Origin of the sequence: Pseudomonas sp. 10S4 (genome assembly GCF_034344865.1) — a bacterium.
Lineage (GTDB): Bacteria > Pseudomonadota > Gammaproteobacteria > Pseudomonadales > Pseudomonadaceae > Aquipseudomonas.
The window spans coordinates 3,834,860-3,850,212 of record NZ_CP133774.1 but is presented as its reverse complement, the minus strand read 5'-3'; the positions used below and the strand labels follow the sequence as shown (position 1 = coordinate 3,850,212).

The window sequence follows — 15,353 nt, the reverse complement described above, 5'->3', positions numbered from 1 at the left end:
GAAGGTTAACCAAGGCGTCAGGTCTTGGACAGCTCAGTCTTCGATCAACCCCAGTTCCTGCTGAGCGCGCCGGTCACCGGCACGGGCGGCCTGACGCAGCAAATCGTGACCGATGCGCCGATCCCGCGCATTGCCACACTCGCGGCACATCAACTGCCCCAGACGACTTTGGGCGGCCACCACGCCTTCCCGGGCCGGTTGCTTGAGCAAGCGTCCGGCAAAGTGTTTGACGTTGGGGTTATCGCCCAGGCGCGGACTGTCCAGTAGCCACTCGGCCACACGCATGGAAAAGCGCTTGGGTGGGGTAACAGGAGGGGGCGTGTCGGTAACAGAGGTTGATACTGAGCGAAACTTCATAAAGCACTGTGGGGCAGATCGGAAGGCGCGCCACTCTACTCTTTTTTCCTACAGGTAAAGTTGAAAAAAACCCGGCACGCCCGTCCTAGAGCAAGCGCTCGGGACAATCCACAGAAGCTGTGGATAACTCAGTGGACAACCGCCCTTGAACTCTCGCAAAGCCCTGTGGAATGGGGCTCGCAGTCAAACTGACGATTTTTTCACCAGTTAAAAAAAGCGATGTTTTTCATTGACTTAAATTTTCATTACAGGCACCCACTGCGTTTGAAGCCAAGGTGACAGTGGTGTGACAGCCTGCGCAACTAATGTGCACAAGTACCTTTGCGGCGGTTATATCAATGCGCTTTTTCGGCGCGTTTTGCAGACCAGGCCTGGGGATAAGCCGCGACAAACTCCTGATCCAGACCCATTCAGGGCCATGCCAGCGCGGCGACAAACGGTAAAAACCTCGGCGATTACAGGGCAAGCCCAGTGTTTACAGCCCTCGAAGCGCTTGGCGAAAGCACCTAAAAGGCCCTGCACAAGATCTTTTTTTGCTAACACACTTCCTTTCTAAAATTCAATCAGTTAGTATCCGCGGCGTTAGTACCAAGCTGAAAGTCAATTCTGGTCGAACAAATCCCCACGGTCAGCCTTCCCTGAGAAGCCTCCACCGACAAAGCGGGATCGACCACCTCGATGGTTTCCAGGTAAACCTTGCGTCAACACTGCCTTTGAAATGAAAGCAAAGGGTGTTGCGAAGCTCACTTACGCTGACCGAACCAGCCTGCAAATTGATCAGGATCTTCACCCCGGGCCCAGAACCTTTGCCCTTGATGTGTTGCCTGCCCTCCTAAGTACCTACCTGCCAGCCCAAGCGCGCCAATTATCAGCGCTTCAAACTGGCTGCTTTGTTCCAGTCGGGTTCTTCGTTCGACCAATGGTGGTCGTCGTCACTGGAACGTTTTAATTTTGCACGGATCTTATCCGTGTCGCTTGTAGGAACACCCAATAACTATGTCTACTCAAATCCACACTCAGGATGCCATTCGCACCCTAACTAACGCTTTTGCACCAATGAACTGCCTGATCATGGCCGCTCGCAAAGGCTGCTTCAGCTTCACTCTGGTCAACGAACACGGCATCGCTCGTCACAGCGAACGCCTGTACCCCGATCAATACTCCAGCGCTGAACCGCTGCAGGCCGTGATCGATCGTACTCGCCAGGCACTGGTTGCCTGAGACGCCAGAAAGACTGAAAACCTCAAAAGCCCTGCTCAAAAAGCAGGGCTTTTTATTGCCTGATATTTCTCTTTTTACCCTCAACGCTTAAGCACTAACCGATATAACGGTTATAACTGCCTGCCGGAAATATTTTAAAAACAGTCCTTTACAGCGCGAATATGACACTACACTTCAACTCAAGCGGCTTGATCCGCTTTCGGCGAGCCTGAGTCGATTCACTGCTGCCAAGCCCCCCTTCAGGTGTCGCCGCCCATTTCATGTTTCGAGGGCTTTATGGGTATCGCTGCCAGCGAACTGTGCCGTTATGTGATCCGCCCGACATTGATTTACCTCGGGCGCCATAGCGCAACTGCCGAATCCCTGCTGCTGGGCATCGCCGCCAGCCAGTCAGCCCTTGGCTCCGCCCTGCATGACCGCCGTGGACACGGCCTGTACCGAATCGCCGAGCCCCGTCACCGGGCACTCTGGGATGACTACCTGGCACTGGACCCGGAGCGGGCGAGCCTGGTTCGTGGCCTGGCCAGCCAGCACGCCTTTTTAAGCAGTCCGCACCTGGAATTGACCGTCAACCTGCGCTACGCCACGGCCATCGCCTGGCTGTTAGTAGAAGAACAAAACACTCCCTCCCTGACCCCGACGATGTGCTGGGAATGGCCCGAATATGGCGCCAGACCTTTCAACCGCAAGGACGCCTTCGCGATTTTACCTGCGCCTGGCAAACCTGTGTTTCATCCCTGAATCAAGTCGCTTGCTGACCGGCCCGTTTCACAAGATCTTGCAACAGGTCGCGAATCTGGTCGGATTGTCCTACAAAAGCGCTCTAACTCAACCCATACAGGCTATAGCGCCGAGACGAAAATCTTGGTAATTTTCGCCCCGGTGATCACCAGGAGTTCTAATAATGAAAAAAGTAATGCTCAAAACCACCCTTAGCCTCGCCGCTGCCTTGGCATCCACCCAAATTTTCGCAGCTGGCTTTGCCATCAACGAACAAAGTATCAGCGGGATGGGTACAGGTTTTGCCGGGCGATCTTCCTCTGCCGATGACGCAAGCACAATTTATGGCAACCCTGCCGGCATGTCCCGCATCAAGCGGGAACAAGTTACCGGCGGTTTTGCAATGCTCGACGCGCACACCGATATCAGCCAAGCCAGCTCCAGCCCGAACAGCGGCACCAACAAAGGTGACATGGTTCCGTTCATCGCCGTGCCGATGGGCTACTACGTCAAGCCTATCGATGATCATTGGGCATTCGGTATCGGTGTTTACGCACCGTTCGGCCTGGTAACCGACTATGAAAGCAACTTTGCCGGCCGTTACTTCGGCAGCAAGAGCGACGTTAAAGTCGTGACCATGCAGCCGACTGTCAGCTACGCCTTCAACGACAAGGTGTCCATCGGTTTCGGCCCGACCATCAACCGCATCGACGGCACCCTGGAATCGAACCTGTCGGTCACTCAGGCAGCGCCGGATGGCCAGGTCAAGATCAAAGGTAACGATACCGCTCTGGGCTACAACATCGGGATATTGGCTCAGTTGACCGACAGCACTCGCGTCGGCCTGACCTATCACTCGAAAGTGAAGTACAAGCTCGAAGGTGACACTAAGGTCTACTACGGCTTGTTGGCTGCCGTACAGCAAAACCCAAACCAAAAGTACGACGCCTCGCTGGGCTTGACCACGCCTGAATCTGTGGACTTCTCGGTCACTCACCAGATCGACGACAAGTGGACCGTCTACGCGGGCAGCACCTGGACTCGCTGGAGCCGCCTGCAAGAAATCACTGTCAACAACAAAGATGTTCCGGCTGGCCTGAGCAGTCAATTCGGTACCATCACCGAAGAACAAAACTGGCACGACACCTGGGCTCACGCCATCGGTGCCTCGTATCAGCTGAACAAGGAATGGGTACTGCGTACCGGTCTGTCGGTTGACCAGTCGCCAACCAACAACGTCGATCGCTCCCCGCGCATCCCGACAGGTGATCGCAAAGCGATCAGCTTCGGCGCCGGTTGGAGCCCGACTGATGACCTGACCATCGACCTCGCGTACTCGTACCTGCGTGAAGAGTCCGTCCAGGTTGCCAACAGCAATGCCCAAGGCCAGACCTACAACGCCAAGTATCAAAACTGGGCGAGCGGTTTCGGTGTAGGCGCAACCTACCGCTTCTGATGATTCACGGCGAGGTTCACGCCTCGCCACCTGAGTCAAAAAAAGCCCCGCTCTCTTGCACAGAGGCGGGGCTTTTTAGTGGCCGTCGATCAGGGCTTCGAGGCGATGGCTTTCTCTACGGCCTCGATGAATTCCGGGTTGTCAGGTTTGGTCAGGCTGGAGAAATTGGCAATCACTTTGCCTTGGCGATCGATGACGTACTTATAGAAATTCCACTTCGGCGCGCTGCTCTGCTCGGCGAGAACTTTGAACAGGTGAGTCGCCTCGTCGCCGCGGACTTTCTGCGGCTCGGTCATGGTGAAGGTCACGCCATAGTTGACGTAGCAAACCTTGGCCGTCTCAGCGCCGTCCTTGGCCTCTTGTTTGAAGTCATTGGACGGAACGCCGAGCACCTCCAGCCCTTGGTCCTTGTAACGCTGATACAGCGCCTCAAGGCCTTTGAACTGTGGGGCGAAGCCGCAGAAGCTGGCGGTATTGACCACCACCAGCGGCTTGCCCGCATAACGCTGGCACAGATCGATCGATTCCTTGGCCCGCAACTTGGGCAGCGAGCCCTGCAACAGCTCCGGACACTCGGCCGCTTGGGCCAATCCGGTAAACGCCATCAGCAACGCGGGGACTGCGAGCCAGCGCATCAGCATGTCGGTGCATCCTTGAGGAATCGTCAGAAAGCGAACTTACTCGTCCTCACATCCTGCTAGCAAGCGCCCATGCCCAATTGCATCAGCGCCAGCCCGCCCTGATGCCAACCCCACCACGCCAGGGCCAGCAGCAAGGCGCCGACACCGGCTACAACTATTCGCGGCCAGAGACTGTTCATATCGCGCTCATCTGGGTTTGCAGCCGCGCTACCGGCCGTTCACGCACTGGCCAATTCAGGGCTGCCGCCAACAGACTCAAGAGAATCGCTACCTGCCAGATCAAGTCGTAGCTCCCGGTACGGTCATACACCACCCCGCCCAACCAGCCACCGAGGAACGATCCGAGCTGGTGGAACAGGAAAACAATCCCACCGAGCATGGACAGGTTTCGCACACCGAACAAGGTTGCCACGGTGCCATTGGTCAACGGCACCGTGGACAACCACAGAAAGCCCATCGCCATGCCGAACAGATAAGCACTGGTCGTTGTAACCGGCGCCCACAGGAACAGCCCGATCACCACCGCTCGCAACAGGTACAAACCCGTGAGCAAGCGCGGCTTGGACATCCGCCCGCCGAGCCAGCCTGCCGTGTAAGTACCGAAGATATTGAACAACCCGATCAGCGCCAGCACCGTGGTGCCGACGGTGGCCGGCAGGTGTTGATCCACCAGATAGGCCGGCAGGTGCACGCCGATGAATACCACTTGAAACCCGCAGACAAAAAAGCCGAACGCCAGCAGCCAGAACCCGGAATGGGAACAGGCTTCACGCAGGGCTTCGGACAAGGTTTGCTCATGACCAAGCACCGGCAGCGGCTTGTCCTTGAGCATGCTCACCAACGGCACGATCAACGCCACCAGCAAGCCCAGCACCAACAAAGCGGCGGACCAGCCGAGCCAGCCGATCAGCCCCAGCGTACCGGGCAACACCGCGAACTGGCCGAAAGAACCGGCAGCGCTGGCGATGCCCATGCCCATGCTGCGTTTCTCCGGCGGCACCGCACGCCCGACCACGCCGAGGATCACTGAGAACGAGGTGCCTGACAGGCCGATACCGATCAACAGACCGGCACTCAGGGACAAGGTCACCGCCGAGTCAGACAAGCCCATGCAGACCAGGCCCCCCGCGTACAACACACCACCGACCAACACCACTTTTGCGGCACCGAAGCGGTCGGCCAGGGCGCCGGTGAACGGCTGTGCCAGGCCCCAGATCAGGTTCTGCAAGGCGATGGCAAACGCAAAGGTCTCGCGCCCCCAGCCGAACTCAGCGCTCATCGGCGCCAGGAACAGCCCGAAGCCATGCCGCACGCCCAGAGACAACGCCAGAATCAGCGCACTCCCCACCAACACCCAACCGCACGTACGCCACATCGATGTCATTCTTATTCTCCGGTAGCGGGTATATACCCGCTTAAGATCGAACAAACTGGCATCAAGCCAGTTCGTCCAGCAACTTCAGCAAGGTTTCACGTTTTTCGGCGCCCAGACGATCAATCAGCCGCTGCTGCGCCGCTTCCCAGGCCGGCAACGCCGCTGCCAGGCGCTCAGCGCCAGCCTCGGTGAGCCTGACGATGCGATTGCGCATATCCTCGCCCTCGTTCAGCGCCACCAGCCCCTCGCCTTCCAGCACCCGCAGATTGCGCCCCAGGGTGCTGCGGTCCAGGCCCATGGCTTCGGCCAGGGTGGAAATACTCGGTTGATCCAGACGCTGCAGATTGCACAGCAAAGAATACTGGGCAACGTTGATCCCGAAGCCGTCGAGAGCGCCGTCGTAATGCCTGCTGACGCCACGAGCGGCGCGACGCAGGTTGATACATAAACATTGGGAATCGAGCATCGTGCGTGTATATACCCGCGGTTGAATGAAAGCAAGGTTCAAGAATATCGTTATCAGGCAGATCGCCATCGCGAGCAGGCTCGCGAAGGGGCCAGCACATCCACCCCAACAGTCAGCAGACCAACGCCAACCCCACCAACACCACCATTTCCAACAACTCCAACAACGCCCCTGCCGTATCGCCGGTCGTGCCACCCAATCGCCGCTGCATAACTTGCCGCAACCAGACAAACACCACCGCAGCGAGCACGATAGCGAACACGCCGCTCAGCCCAGCAATCAAACCACACGCCAGCGCACTGACCGCCAACACCTGCCAACCGGCCTTGCGCGGCAAATGATCAGCCAGCGCCTGCCCCAACCCACCGGCACGCACATAAGGCGTAGTCAGGAACAACCCCAACAGCGCCGCACGGCCAATCAACGGAACGACGATCAAAACTACGCTGTGTCCCTGCTCGATCAGCGCCAGCAACGCAGCAAATTTAAGCAGCAGCACCAACACCAAGGTCACCACCGCAATCGGCCCGCTGCGCGGGTCTTTCATGATGGTTAGTGTGCGTTCCCGGTCGCCAAACCCACCGAGCCACGCATCAGCGCTATCGGCCAGGCCATCCAGGTGCAGCGCGCCGCTGAGCAACACCCAAGCAGTCAGCAACAATGCAGCGTGCAGCAACAACGGCGCGCCCGACAACAACCCGTTCAGCGCAAACAACAGCCCGCCGAACAGCAGCCCGACCAGCGGATAAAACAGCAGCGAGCGCCCCAATTCCTGAGGCGCCGGCATGCCCGGGAGTCGAATCGGCAGACTGCTCAAAAATTGCAGGGCGATCCAGAAAGGCAACATGATCAGAGCGCTTCCCGCAGCAACAGGCCGGAACCCACCGACAGCGAATACAACGCCGCGTGGGCGACTTCGACATTGAGCAACTGTTCGCGGGGCAAGCCTCGAGCCTGGGCCAGCAGCAATTTCATCACGCCGCCATGGGTGATCAGCAACACGCGCTCGCCCGCGTAGGTCGCGTGCAACCGCTCGACCGCCGCCAATATCCGCGCCGAAAAGTCCGCTACCGGCTCACCCTCAGGCGGGGTAAACGAATACGGATCGGTCCAGAACAACCCCAATGCCTCGGCGCTGGTTTTCATCAGCTGCGCCGTGTTCTGCCCTTCCCATGCACCGAAATGCAGTTCTTGCAGGTCTTTTTCCAGCTGAACCGGCAAGCCGAGTTGCCCGCCCAGTTCCTCGGCGAACCGTGCGCAACGCTGCAACGGCGAGCTGACCAGTCGATCCCAAGGCCCCTGCCCGATCACTGCCGCACGCAATTGCGCCCAGCCCTTGTCGGTCAGTGCGTCGTCGAGGCTGCCGCGCAAGCCGCCACCGAGTTCGGTCTCGCCGTGGCGCAACAGGTCCAGGCGCAAGGTCATGCCGGGCGATCCGCCACAGCGGCTTCGGCGAAGGTCGCCATCTGCCCGTGAAGATCGCACGCCAGACGCAACAACGGCACCGCCAACGCGGCACCGCTGCCCTCGCCCAGACGCAAACCGAGGTCCAGCAACGGCTCGGCGTTCAGGGTTTCCAGCACATGGCGATGGCCCGGCTCGGCACCGCGATGGCCGAACAGCAACCACTGGCGGCATTGCGGATTCAAACGCACCGCGACCAACGCGGCGACGCTGCAAATAAAGCCATCCACCAGCACCGCGATGCCTTCCTGGGCACACGCCAGGTACGCACCGACCAACGCCGCAATTTCAAAACCACCGAGGTTGAACAGGGTTTGCAGCGCATCCCCTCGCTGAGCGCCGTGCAAGGCCAACGCACGCTCAATCACTTGCGCTTTATGGCTGACACCCGCAGCGTTCAGCCCAGTGCCCGGCCCGGTCAGATGCACCACCGGGCAATCCAGCAAGGCGCAGGCCAAAGCGCTGGCTGCCGTGGTGTTGCCGATGCCCATTTCGCCGCCGATGAACAACTGCGCGCCCGCCGCGATGGCGCGCAACACGCTGTCGCGACCAGCCTGTAAGGCCAGTTCGCCCTGGGCGACGGTCATGGCTGGGCCGTTCACAAAGTTGGCCGTGCCCGGGCCGACATTCAGATGCCGCACGCCCGGCAGGTTCAAGGACGGTGTAACCGTGCCGAGGTCGACCACTTCAAGGGAGGCGCCCAACTGCCGCGCCAACACACTGATCGCCGCGCCGCCGGTGACGAAGTTGTGCAGCATCTGCCCGGTGACTTCCTGGGGAAACGCCGACACCCCTTCAGCGACCACACCATGATCACCGGCAAAGATCGCGATCCACAGTTGATCGAGGCTCGGTTTGACCTGCCCTTGCAATCCGGCCAGTTGCACGGCGACCGACTCCAGCCGACCGAGGGAACCGGCCGGTTTAGTCAGTTGCTGTTGACGGGCTTCAGCCTGCTCAACGACTGCTGCATCGATCGGCTTGCACGGGTTGAGCCACCAGGATTGAGTCATAACGCATTACCTTTAAGAGTCAGGGGCAGGCCGGCGACGGTCAGGACGACTCGCTGACAGCGCTCAGCCAAGGCTTGATGCAGCCAACCGGCTTCATCGACATAGCGGCGAGTCAATTCGCCCAGCGGCACGACACCCATTCCGGTCTCGTTGCTGACAAAAATAATTTCGCCCGACAGCGACGCCAGGCAGTCCAGCAAGGCATCACGCTCGGCCGTCAGGCGCTCGGGGTTGTCGAGCATCAGCAGATTGGTCAGCCACAGGGTCAGGCAATCCACCAGCAGGCAACGCTCGGCACTGGCGTTTTCGCGCAGGACGCGGGCCAGCTCAAGCGGTTCTTCGATCAGCGCCCATTCGACGGGGCGACGGGCGCGGTGATGAGCCACCCGTTCGTTCATTTCGCCGTCCAGCGGTTGGCTGGTGGCGATGTAGGTCACCTGGAGCTGGCTGTCAGTGGCGAGTTTTTCAGCCAGGCGACTTTTGCCGGAGCGGGCGCCGCCGAGGATTAGTTGGAGCATGGTTTATTCCTTTATATGGGCGGTGAGGCGAATTACGCCTTCGCGAGCAAGCCCGCTCCCACAGTTGATCGCATTCCAATGTGGGAGTGGACTTGCTCGCGAAGGGGCCATCAAACCCACCCTAAAACCCACAGAGCTCACGCAACAGCGCGGTATCCAAATGCTTCTCCACCAAATCCGCCAACCGCTCGATATCGCGTTCGCGCAAGGCGTGATAATCCACCGCCTGCACGTTCTGCAATCCGGCCCAACGCAACAGCGCACTGCTCGCCGCCGGTGACTCAAACAGCCCATGCAGGTAGGTGCCGAAAATCTGCCCGTCGAGACTTTGCGCGCCATCGCAGCGACCATCGTCCAGCTGCACAGCAGCGTTTTCCAACGCCGGTCCAGTGGTTACGCCGGCATGGATTTCGTAGCCACTGACCTCGGCATTTTCCAACGCCAGACGCCCGCGCACATTGCGCAACTGCTTCTCTGCTTCGAGCAAGGTTTCGAACGCCAGCAAACCCAAACCGGCACTGGAACCCGGCGCGCCCTCGAGGCCCAGCGGATCGTGAACCTGCTCACCAAGCATTTGCAGGCCGCCGCAGATCCCCAACACTTTGCCGCCGTAGCGCAAGTGTCGGGAGATCGCGGTGTCCCAGCCGTTGGCCCGCAGGTACGCGAGGTCGCTGCGCACACTTTTCGAGCCCGGAAGAATAATCAGGTCAGCGGCCGGAATCGCTTGGCCGGGACCGATGAATTGCAGGTCCACTTGCGGATGCAGGCGCAGTGGATCGAAATCGGTGTGATTGCTGATGCGCGGCAGTACCGGCACCACCACTTTCAGCACTTGGTCAGCCTTGTCGGTCTGGCGTTGATCGATGCCGTCTTCAGCCTCCAGGTGCAGGTCCATGACGTAGGGCAGGACGCCGATCACCGGTTTGCCGGTGCGTTCTTCGAGCCAGTCGAGGCCCGGTTGCAGCAGGGCAATGTCACCGCGAAAACGGTTGATGATGAAACCTTTGACCCGCGTCTGCTCGCTCGGCGACAGCAGCTCAAGCGTACCGACCAGATGGGCGAAAACCCCGCCGCGATTGATGTCGGCGATCAGCACCACCGGACAGTCCACGGCTTCGGCAAAGCCCATGTTGGCAATGTCACCAGCGCGCAGATTGATCTCGGCCGGCGAGCCCGCGCCTTCGACCATCACCACCGGATAAGCCGCGCTCAGCCGTTCATGTGAGGCCAGCACCGCTTGCATCGCGATGGCTTTGTAGTCGTGATAGGCGACCGCGTTCATGGTGGTGACGGCGCGACCATGAATGATCACTTGGGCGCCGGTGTCGCTGTTGGGTTTGAGCAGCACCGGGTTCATGTCGGTGTGCGGTTCAAGGTTGGCGGCCTGAGCCTGCACCGCTTGCGCGCGGCCGATCTCGCCACCATCAGCGGTCACGGCGCTGTTCAACGCCATGTTTTGCGGCTTGAACGGCACAACGCTGACACCGTGGCGCGTGACCCAGCGACACAACGCCGTCACCAGCGTGCTTTTACCGGCGTCGGACGTAGTGCCTTGCACCATCAACGTAGTCATCGGGTTTCCTTGGCGAAGGCTTGCAGGGCTTGCTCGAGGCGAGCCTCTTCAGTTGCATCAGCCGGCAAGCCAAAACGCAGGCTGCTGTTGTGGGTGAACAACCGCAGCAAGATCCCGCGCCGAGCCATAAATGCATGCAGCTCTTCGGCGCGCTCAGTGATCAGCCATTGAAACAAGGCACAACCGCCCTGCGGCTTAAGGTCATATCGTTCCAGCAGCGCAGCCAGGCGCTGACTGGCCTCGTCGCTGCGCACCCGTTGCCGGGCGTGCCCTTCAGTGTCCTGCAAACAGGCCTGGCCCAGCACCCGGGTCGGGCCACTGACCGCCCACGGTCCGACTTGCTCAGCGAGCAATCTGAGCAACTTGCGCTCCGCCAGGACGAAACCCAGCCGTACCCCGGCCAGGCCAAAAAATTTGCCGAAAGAGCGCAGCACGATCAGCCCGACCTGATTGGCAAACGCGGCCAGGCTCAGGTGCGGCGTGTTGTCCATGAACGCTTCGTCCACCACCAGCCAGCCACCGCGCTGGGCCAGCCGCGAGTGCCAGTCGAGCAGACGATTCGGGCTCAGGCTCAGGCCCGTGGGATTGTTCGGGTTGACCACTACCAACACATCGAGGCTGTCGAGAAAGAAGTCGACTTCCTGCTCCAGCACTTCGCGCACGATGTAACCGTTACGACGCCACGCCTCGGCGTGTTCGGCATAACACGGCGACAGCACGCCGACCTTACCGGCCCGGCGCAGACGCGGCAGCAACTGGATCGCCATCTGCGAACCGGCGACCGGCAACACCTGGGCGGCGCCGTAGTAATCACAAGCCGCCTGCTCCAGACCGTCATCGGTTTCCGGCAACCGCGCCCAGGCTCGTAACGGAATTTCAGGAATCGCAAATGGCCAGGGTGCCAGGCCACTGGACAGGTCGAGCCAATCAGCTTCGGCGATGCCGTATTCGAGCGCCGCCTTACGCAACCGGCCACCGTGCTCAAGCATAGAATTCAGCCCCCACGCAGAGAATCAGCAGCCATAACCATACGCCGCGCTGGACCAATTGCCAGCCACGGTCGATGGAGTCGGCATCCGCTGGCGCGCCTTCACCGAGTTGTGGACGCTGATGCAATTCACCGTGATAAATCGCCGCCCCGCCCAGCTCGACACCCAGCGCACCGGCACCGGCCGCCATCACCGGGCCAGCGTTCGGGCTGTCCCAGGTCGGGCCCTGGGTACGCCAGCATTTCAATGCGAGTCGGGTTTTGCCCAACAGTGCGTAGGTCAACGCCACCAAACGTGCGGGAATGTAGTTGAGGACGTCGTCGATTTTCGCCGCCGCCCAGCCGAACCGTTCGAAGCGTTCGTTGCGATAGCCCCACATGGCGTCGAGGGTGTTACTGAGTCGATAGAGCACCACGCCCGGCGCACCGGCCACGGCAAACCAGAACAGCGCAGCGAACACCGCGTCACTGCCGTTTTCCAGCACCGATTCGGTGGCGGCGCGGGCGACTTCGGTTTTATCCAGCTCACTGGTCTGGCGGCTGACCAGATAACCCACGCGTTTACGCGCTTCGTCCAAGTCATCGCTGCGCAGGGCCTTGGCCACCGGCTCGACGTGTTCGCCAAGGCTGCGCATGCCGAGGGCGCAATACAGCGCCAGAATCTCGACCACCCAACCGACATAAGGCGCCCAGGAAAGCGCCGTAACCAACAAGGTCAGCGGCAACACCGCGATCACCCACGCGGTGACGCCGTGACTGCGCCAACCGCGACCGCCGGAGTTGAAACGTTGCTCGATGCGATCGGCAAAACGGCCGAACGCCACCAGCGGATGCCAGCGTTTGGGTTCACCCAGCAGCGCATCCAGCGCAACCGCGGCGACACTCAATAACGCCACACTCATTGACTCACTCCCCAATAGTTTTCATACAGCAATTCACTGAGCGGGCGCGCCTGCGCCCAGCCTTCGAGTACCAACATCGGCGCCGGATAGAATTCCTTGACCGGACCCAGGCAAAGAACCGCCAGCGGTTTGGCACCGACAGGCAAACCCAGCAGGTCCGCCAGAGCTTGCGGCTCGAACAGCGACACCCAGCCCATCCCCAGCCCTTCAGCGCGGGACGCCAGCCACAAATTCTGGATCGCGCAGGACAGCGACGCCATGTCCATTTCCGGCAAGGTGCGGCGACCGAAAATGTGGCGTTCGCGATCATCCATCAACGCTGCTACCAACACTTCGGCGCAGTCGTTGATGCCTTCGACCTTGAGCTTCATGAACTCGTCGGTGCGCTCGCCGAGGGCTTCGGCAGTGCGGATGCGTTCTTCTTCTACTAATAACTGGATCTTGCCGCGCAGGGCTCGATCGCTGATGCGGATGAAGCGCCATGGCTGCATCAGGCCGACGCTGGGTGCCTGGTGCGCGGCTCCGAGCAGGCGCCGCAGCAATTCAGGCTCGACAGTGCCGCCGCTGAAGTGGCGCATGTCGCGGCGTTCAGCGATGGCGCGGTAGACGGCGGCGCGTTCGGCTTCGGAGAAGGCGTTGTCGGTCATGGCCGCTTCGCGAGCAAGCCCGCTCCCACATTAGATGGCGTGCTGCCTGACGAAACGCGGTCAACTGTGGGAGCGGGCTTGCTCGCGAAGGCGGCCTCAAGATCAGGCGCAAACAGAGCGGCAATCGCCGACGGATTCGACGGGAAATAAAAGTGCACATAAGAGGCTGTCATCCGCCCCTCACGATAAACCGCCTCCGCCCCGCGCCCGCCATTCGGGCTCAGGCCCCGGGCAATCGGCTCAAGCTCAGTGCTGGTCAACGAGTGATGATAGGTGTGCCCGCGCAACAAACCTTCGGGCAACTCGACCGCTTGCAACGCCAACGCCGCCAGACGTTTTTGCATCACCGCATCCCCCGCCAGCAAGCCGACCAGTTCAGCGCGAGTGCCGTCGACATCGGTTAAGGAATCGAGCAGATACAGCATGCCGCCGCACTCGGCCAGCAATGGCTTGCCCGCCGCATGGTGTGCGCGAATAGCGTTGAGCATCGAAGTGTTTTGCGACAGGGCGACATGGTGCAGTTCAGGGTAGCCGCCGGGCAAATAGAGGCTGTCTGCCTCCGGCAACTCGGTATCGCGGATCGGCGAGAAAAATGACAACTCGGCACCCATCGCCCGCAGCAAATCCAGGCTCGCACCGTAGGTGAAGGCGAACGCTTCGTCACGGGCCACGGCGATGCGCACACCCGCCAGCAACGGCTCGGCGCTGATCACATCCGGGGCGGCGAATTCGACGGCCGGTGGTAGCGCCACCTCGCAACTACTGGCCAACGCATCGGCCGCCGCATCGAGGCGCAGATCGAGATCATTCAACTCGCTGGCCTGCACCAACCCGAGGTGACGGCTCGGCAGTTCGATCCCGGTTTCCCGGGACAACGCACCGTACCAACGCAAGCCTTCGGTCAGGCTGCCTTCAAGCAATTGCGCATGACGCAAGGTGCCGACGCGGTTAGCCAACACGCCGGCAAACGGCAAGTCCGGCTGATAACGCGCCAAGCCCAGGGCCAACGCACCAAAGGTCTGAGCCATGGCGGTGCCATCGATCACGCCAAGCACCGGCACACCGAAGTGTCGCGCCAGGTCAGCGCTGGATGGCGTACCGTCGAACAAGCCCATGACCCCTTCGATCAGAATCAGGTCCGCTTCACCCGCCGCTTCCCACAACAGCCGACGGCTTTCCTGCTCGCCGACCATCCACATGTCCAGTTGATAGACCGGCGCACCGCTGGCGCGCTCGAGAATCATCGGGTCGAGAAAGTCCGGGCCGCATTTGAATACGCGCACCTTGCGCCCCTGATTGCGATGCAAACGGGCCAGCGCAGCAGTGACAGTGGTCTTGCCCTGACCGGAGGCCGGCGCGGCAATCAGTACCGCCGGGCAATGACGTGGTTGATTCACAGCTCGACGCCTTTTTGCGCTTTGATCCCGGCCTGGAACGCGTGTTTGATCACGTTCATTTCGGTGACGGTGTCGGCCAGCTCGATCATTTCCGGCTTGGCGCCGCGACCGGTGACCACCACGTGTTGCATCGGCGGACGGGCCTGCAAGTCGCTGAGGACTTGATCGAGATCGAGGTAACCGTGTTTGAGGGCGATGTTCAGTTCATCGAGCACAACCAGACCGATCGACGGATCGCGCAGCAACTCGCGGGACACGGCCCACGCGGCTTCGGCGGCGGCGATGTCACGCTGGCGGTCCTGGGTTTCCCAGGTGAAGCCCTCGCCCATCACGTGAAAACGCACTTGCTCCGGGAAGCGGCGGAAGAACAACTCCTCGCCTGTGCTGTTGCGTCCCTTGATGAACTGCACCACACCGCACTGCATGCCATGGCCCATGGAACGGGCGAGCATGCCGAAGGCCGAGCTGCTTTTGCCTTTGCCGTTGCCGGTCAGCACCAGCAGCAGGCCGCATTCGTTCGGCGAATTGGCGATGCGTTCGTCAATCACGGCTTTTTTACGCAGCATGCGCGCCAGGTGGCGTTCGTCACGATCGGGGGTATCAGTCATGGGGAGC

At 60.6% G+C, this 15,353-nt stretch carries 17 protein-coding genes and 1 pseudogene; 3 read left to right on the top strand and 15 right to left on the bottom strand.

What is annotated here, in order from left to right; genetic code table 11:
* Positions 1-33 precede the first annotated feature (33 nt).
* Entirely contained in the window at positions 34-357 is a 324-nt protein-coding gene (locus tag RHM58_RS17985; protein ID WP_201201922.1) for a sel1 repeat family protein, read from the bottom strand.
* 996 nt (positions 358-1,353) lie between these two features.
* Here RHM58_RS17985 and RHM58_RS17980 point away from each other — a divergent pair.
* From RHM58_RS17980 to RHM58_RS17970, 3 genes and pseudogenes are all read left to right on the top strand, one after another.
* On the top strand, positions 1,354-1,578 hold the full coding sequence (locus RHM58_RS17980) for a hypothetical protein (RefSeq protein ID WP_003214941.1): 225 nt from the start codon (positions 1,354-1,356) through the stop codon (positions 1,576-1,578).
* A 276-nt stretch (positions 1,579-1,854) separates the two neighbouring features.
* Positions 1,855-2,336, top strand: a pseudogene (locus RHM58_RS17975) (hypothetical protein).
* 146 nt (positions 2,337-2,482) lie between these two features.
* Positions 2,483-3,754, top strand: a complete 1,272-nt coding sequence (locus RHM58_RS17970; protein ID WP_322267815.1) for an OmpP1/FadL family transporter — start codon at positions 2,483-2,485, stop codon at positions 3,752-3,754.
* An 89-nt stretch (positions 3,755-3,843) separates the two neighbouring features.
* Here the strand turns inward: RHM58_RS17970 and RHM58_RS17965 are convergent, their stop codons facing one another.
* The 14 genes from RHM58_RS17965 to cobO all read right to left on the bottom strand — a co-directional run bounded on the left by RHM58_RS17965 (position 3,844) and on the right by cobO (position 15,346).
* Positions 3,844-4,395 (bottom strand): glutathione peroxidase, encoded by a 552-nt coding sequence (locus tag RHM58_RS17965; protein ID WP_201255958.1) that lies wholly within the window; start codon positions 4,393-4,395, stop codon positions 3,844-3,846.
* A gap of 56 nt (positions 4,396-4,451) precedes the next feature.
* Positions 4,452-4,574: a hypothetical protein gene (locus RHM58_RS17960; RefSeq protein ID WP_274610069.1), complete on the bottom strand. Its 123-nt coding sequence runs from the start codon at positions 4,572-4,574 to the stop codon at positions 4,452-4,454.
* Positions 4,571-5,779 carry an MFS transporter gene (locus RHM58_RS17955; protein WP_322267814.1) on the bottom strand — a complete coding sequence of 403 codons (1,209 nt, stop codon included), beginning with the start codon at positions 5,777-5,779 and terminating at the stop codon, positions 4,571-4,573. The genes RHM58_RS17960 and RHM58_RS17955 overlap by 4 nt, the downstream gene beginning before the upstream one ends.
* Positions 5,780-5,831: 52 nt before the next feature.
* The gene (locus RHM58_RS17950) at positions 5,832-6,236 is read right to left on the bottom strand and encodes a MarR family winged helix-turn-helix transcriptional regulator (protein WP_201194864.1); all 405 of its coding nucleotides are present in this window, start codon (positions 6,234-6,236) and stop codon (positions 5,832-5,834) included.
* A 112-nt stretch (positions 6,237-6,348) separates the two neighbouring features.
* Entirely contained in the window at positions 6,349-7,083 is a 735-nt protein-coding gene (locus tag RHM58_RS17945) for an adenosylcobinamide-GDP ribazoletransferase (protein ID WP_322267813.1), read from the bottom strand.
* 2 nt (positions 7,084-7,085) lie between these two features.
* A complete protein-coding gene (locus RHM58_RS17940; RefSeq protein ID WP_201255959.1) occupies positions 7,086-7,661 on the bottom strand; it encodes a histidine phosphatase family protein in 576 nt (191 codons plus the stop codon).
* The gene (gene cobT / locus RHM58_RS17935) at positions 7,658-8,713 is read right to left on the bottom strand and encodes a nicotinate-nucleotide--dimethylbenzimidazole phosphoribosyltransferase (protein WP_201201912.1); all 1,056 of its coding nucleotides are present in this window, start codon (positions 8,711-8,713) and stop codon (positions 7,658-7,660) included. Before cobT ends, RHM58_RS17940 begins: the two co-directional genes overlap by 4 nt.
* Positions 8,710-9,231 carry a bifunctional adenosylcobinamide kinase/adenosylcobinamide-phosphate guanylyltransferase gene (cobU, locus tag RHM58_RS17930; protein WP_322267812.1) on the bottom strand — a complete coding sequence of 174 codons (522 nt, stop codon included), beginning with the start codon at positions 9,229-9,231 and terminating at the stop codon, positions 8,710-8,712. The genes cobT and cobU overlap by 4 nt, the downstream gene beginning before the upstream one ends.
* Positions 9,232-9,352: 121 nt before the next feature.
* Positions 9,353-10,804 (bottom strand): cobyric acid synthase, encoded by a 1,452-nt coding sequence (locus tag RHM58_RS17925; protein WP_201201910.1) that lies wholly within the window; start codon positions 10,802-10,804, stop codon positions 9,353-9,355.
* Positions 10,801-11,793 carry a threonine-phosphate decarboxylase CobD gene (cobD, locus tag RHM58_RS17920; protein ID WP_201201909.1) on the bottom strand — a complete coding sequence of 331 codons (993 nt, stop codon included), beginning with the start codon at positions 11,791-11,793 and terminating at the stop codon, positions 10,801-10,803. The genes RHM58_RS17925 and cobD overlap by 4 nt, the downstream gene beginning before the upstream one ends.
* Positions 11,786-12,694, bottom strand: coding sequence for an adenosylcobinamide-phosphate synthase CbiB (gene cbiB / locus RHM58_RS17915; RefSeq protein ID WP_201201908.1), 909 nt, complete (start codon positions 12,692-12,694; stop codon positions 11,786-11,788). Before cbiB ends, cobD begins: the two co-directional genes overlap by 8 nt.
* Complete coding sequence (gene bluB / locus RHM58_RS17910) at positions 12,691-13,341, bottom strand: 5,6-dimethylbenzimidazole synthase (protein WP_322267811.1); 651 nt, start codon at positions 13,339-13,341, stop codon at positions 12,691-12,693. The genes cbiB and bluB overlap by 4 nt, the downstream gene beginning before the upstream one ends.
* Positions 13,338-14,738 carry a cobyrinate a,c-diamide synthase gene (locus RHM58_RS17905; RefSeq protein WP_201201905.1) on the bottom strand — a complete coding sequence of 467 codons (1,401 nt, stop codon included), beginning with the start codon at positions 14,736-14,738 and terminating at the stop codon, positions 13,338-13,340. The genes bluB and RHM58_RS17905 overlap by 4 nt, the downstream gene beginning before the upstream one ends.
* The gene (gene cobO / locus RHM58_RS17900; protein ID WP_054049504.1) at positions 14,735-15,346 is read right to left on the bottom strand and encodes a cob(I)yrinic acid a,c-diamide adenosyltransferase; all 612 of its coding nucleotides are present in this window, start codon (positions 15,344-15,346) and stop codon (positions 14,735-14,737) included. The genes RHM58_RS17905 and cobO overlap by 4 nt, the downstream gene beginning before the upstream one ends.
* Positions 15,347-15,353 lie beyond the last annotated feature (7 nt).

Excerpts from the sequence above, each read along its gene's own strand:
- RHM58_RS17985 (WP_201201922.1), bottom strand. The coding sequence starts at position 357 with ATGAAGTTTCGCTCAGTATCAACCTCTGTTACCGACACGCCCCCTCCT.
- RHM58_RS17980 (WP_003214941.1), top strand. The coding sequence starts at position 1,354 with ATGTCTACTCAAATCCACACTCAGGATGCCATTCGCACCCTAACTAAC.
- RHM58_RS17970 (WP_322267815.1), top strand. The coding sequence starts at position 2,483 with ATGAAAAAAGTAATGCTCAAAACCACCCTTAGCCTCGCCGCTGCCTTG.
- RHM58_RS17965 (WP_201255958.1), bottom strand. The coding sequence starts at position 4,395 with ATGCTGATGCGCTGGCTCGCAGTCCCCGCGTTGCTGATGGCGTTTACC.
- RHM58_RS17960 (WP_274610069.1), bottom strand. The coding sequence starts at position 4,574 with ATGAACAGTCTCTGGCCGCGAATAGTTGTAGCCGGTGTCGGCGCCTTG.
- RHM58_RS17955 (WP_322267814.1), bottom strand. The coding sequence starts at position 5,779 with ATGACATCGATGTGGCGTACGTGCGGTTGGGTGTTGGTGGGGAGTGCG.
- RHM58_RS17950 (WP_201194864.1), bottom strand. The coding sequence starts at position 6,236 with ATGCTCGATTCCCAATGTTTATGTATCAACCTGCGTCGCGCCGCTCGT.
- RHM58_RS17945 (WP_322267813.1), bottom strand. The coding sequence starts at position 7,083 with ATGTTGCCTTTCTGGATCGCCCTGCAATTTTTGAGCAGTCTGCCGATT.
- RHM58_RS17940 (WP_201255959.1), bottom strand. The coding sequence starts at position 7,661 with ATGACCTTGCGCCTGGACCTGTTGCGCCACGGCGAGACCGAACTCGGT.
- cobT (WP_201201912.1), bottom strand. The coding sequence starts at position 8,713 with ATGACTCAATCCTGGTGGCTCAACCCGTGCAAGCCGATCGATGCAGCA.
- cobU (WP_322267812.1), bottom strand. The coding sequence starts at position 9,231 with ATGCTCCAACTAATCCTCGGCGGCGCCCGCTCCGGCAAAAGTCGCCTG.
- RHM58_RS17925 (WP_201201910.1), bottom strand. The coding sequence starts at position 10,804 with ATGACTACGTTGATGGTGCAAGGCACTACGTCCGACGCCGGTAAAAGC.
- cobD (WP_201201909.1), bottom strand. The coding sequence starts at position 11,793 with ATGCTTGAGCACGGTGGCCGGTTGCGTAAGGCGGCGCTCGAATACGGC.
- cbiB (WP_201201908.1), bottom strand. The coding sequence starts at position 12,694 with ATGAGTGTGGCGTTATTGAGTGTCGCCGCGGTTGCGCTGGATGCGCTG.
- bluB (WP_322267811.1), bottom strand. The coding sequence starts at position 13,341 with ATGACCGACAACGCCTTCTCCGAAGCCGAACGCGCCGCCGTCTACCGC.
- cobO (WP_054049504.1), bottom strand. The coding sequence starts at position 15,346 with ATGACTGATACCCCCGATCGTGACGAACGCCACCTGGCGCGCATGCTG.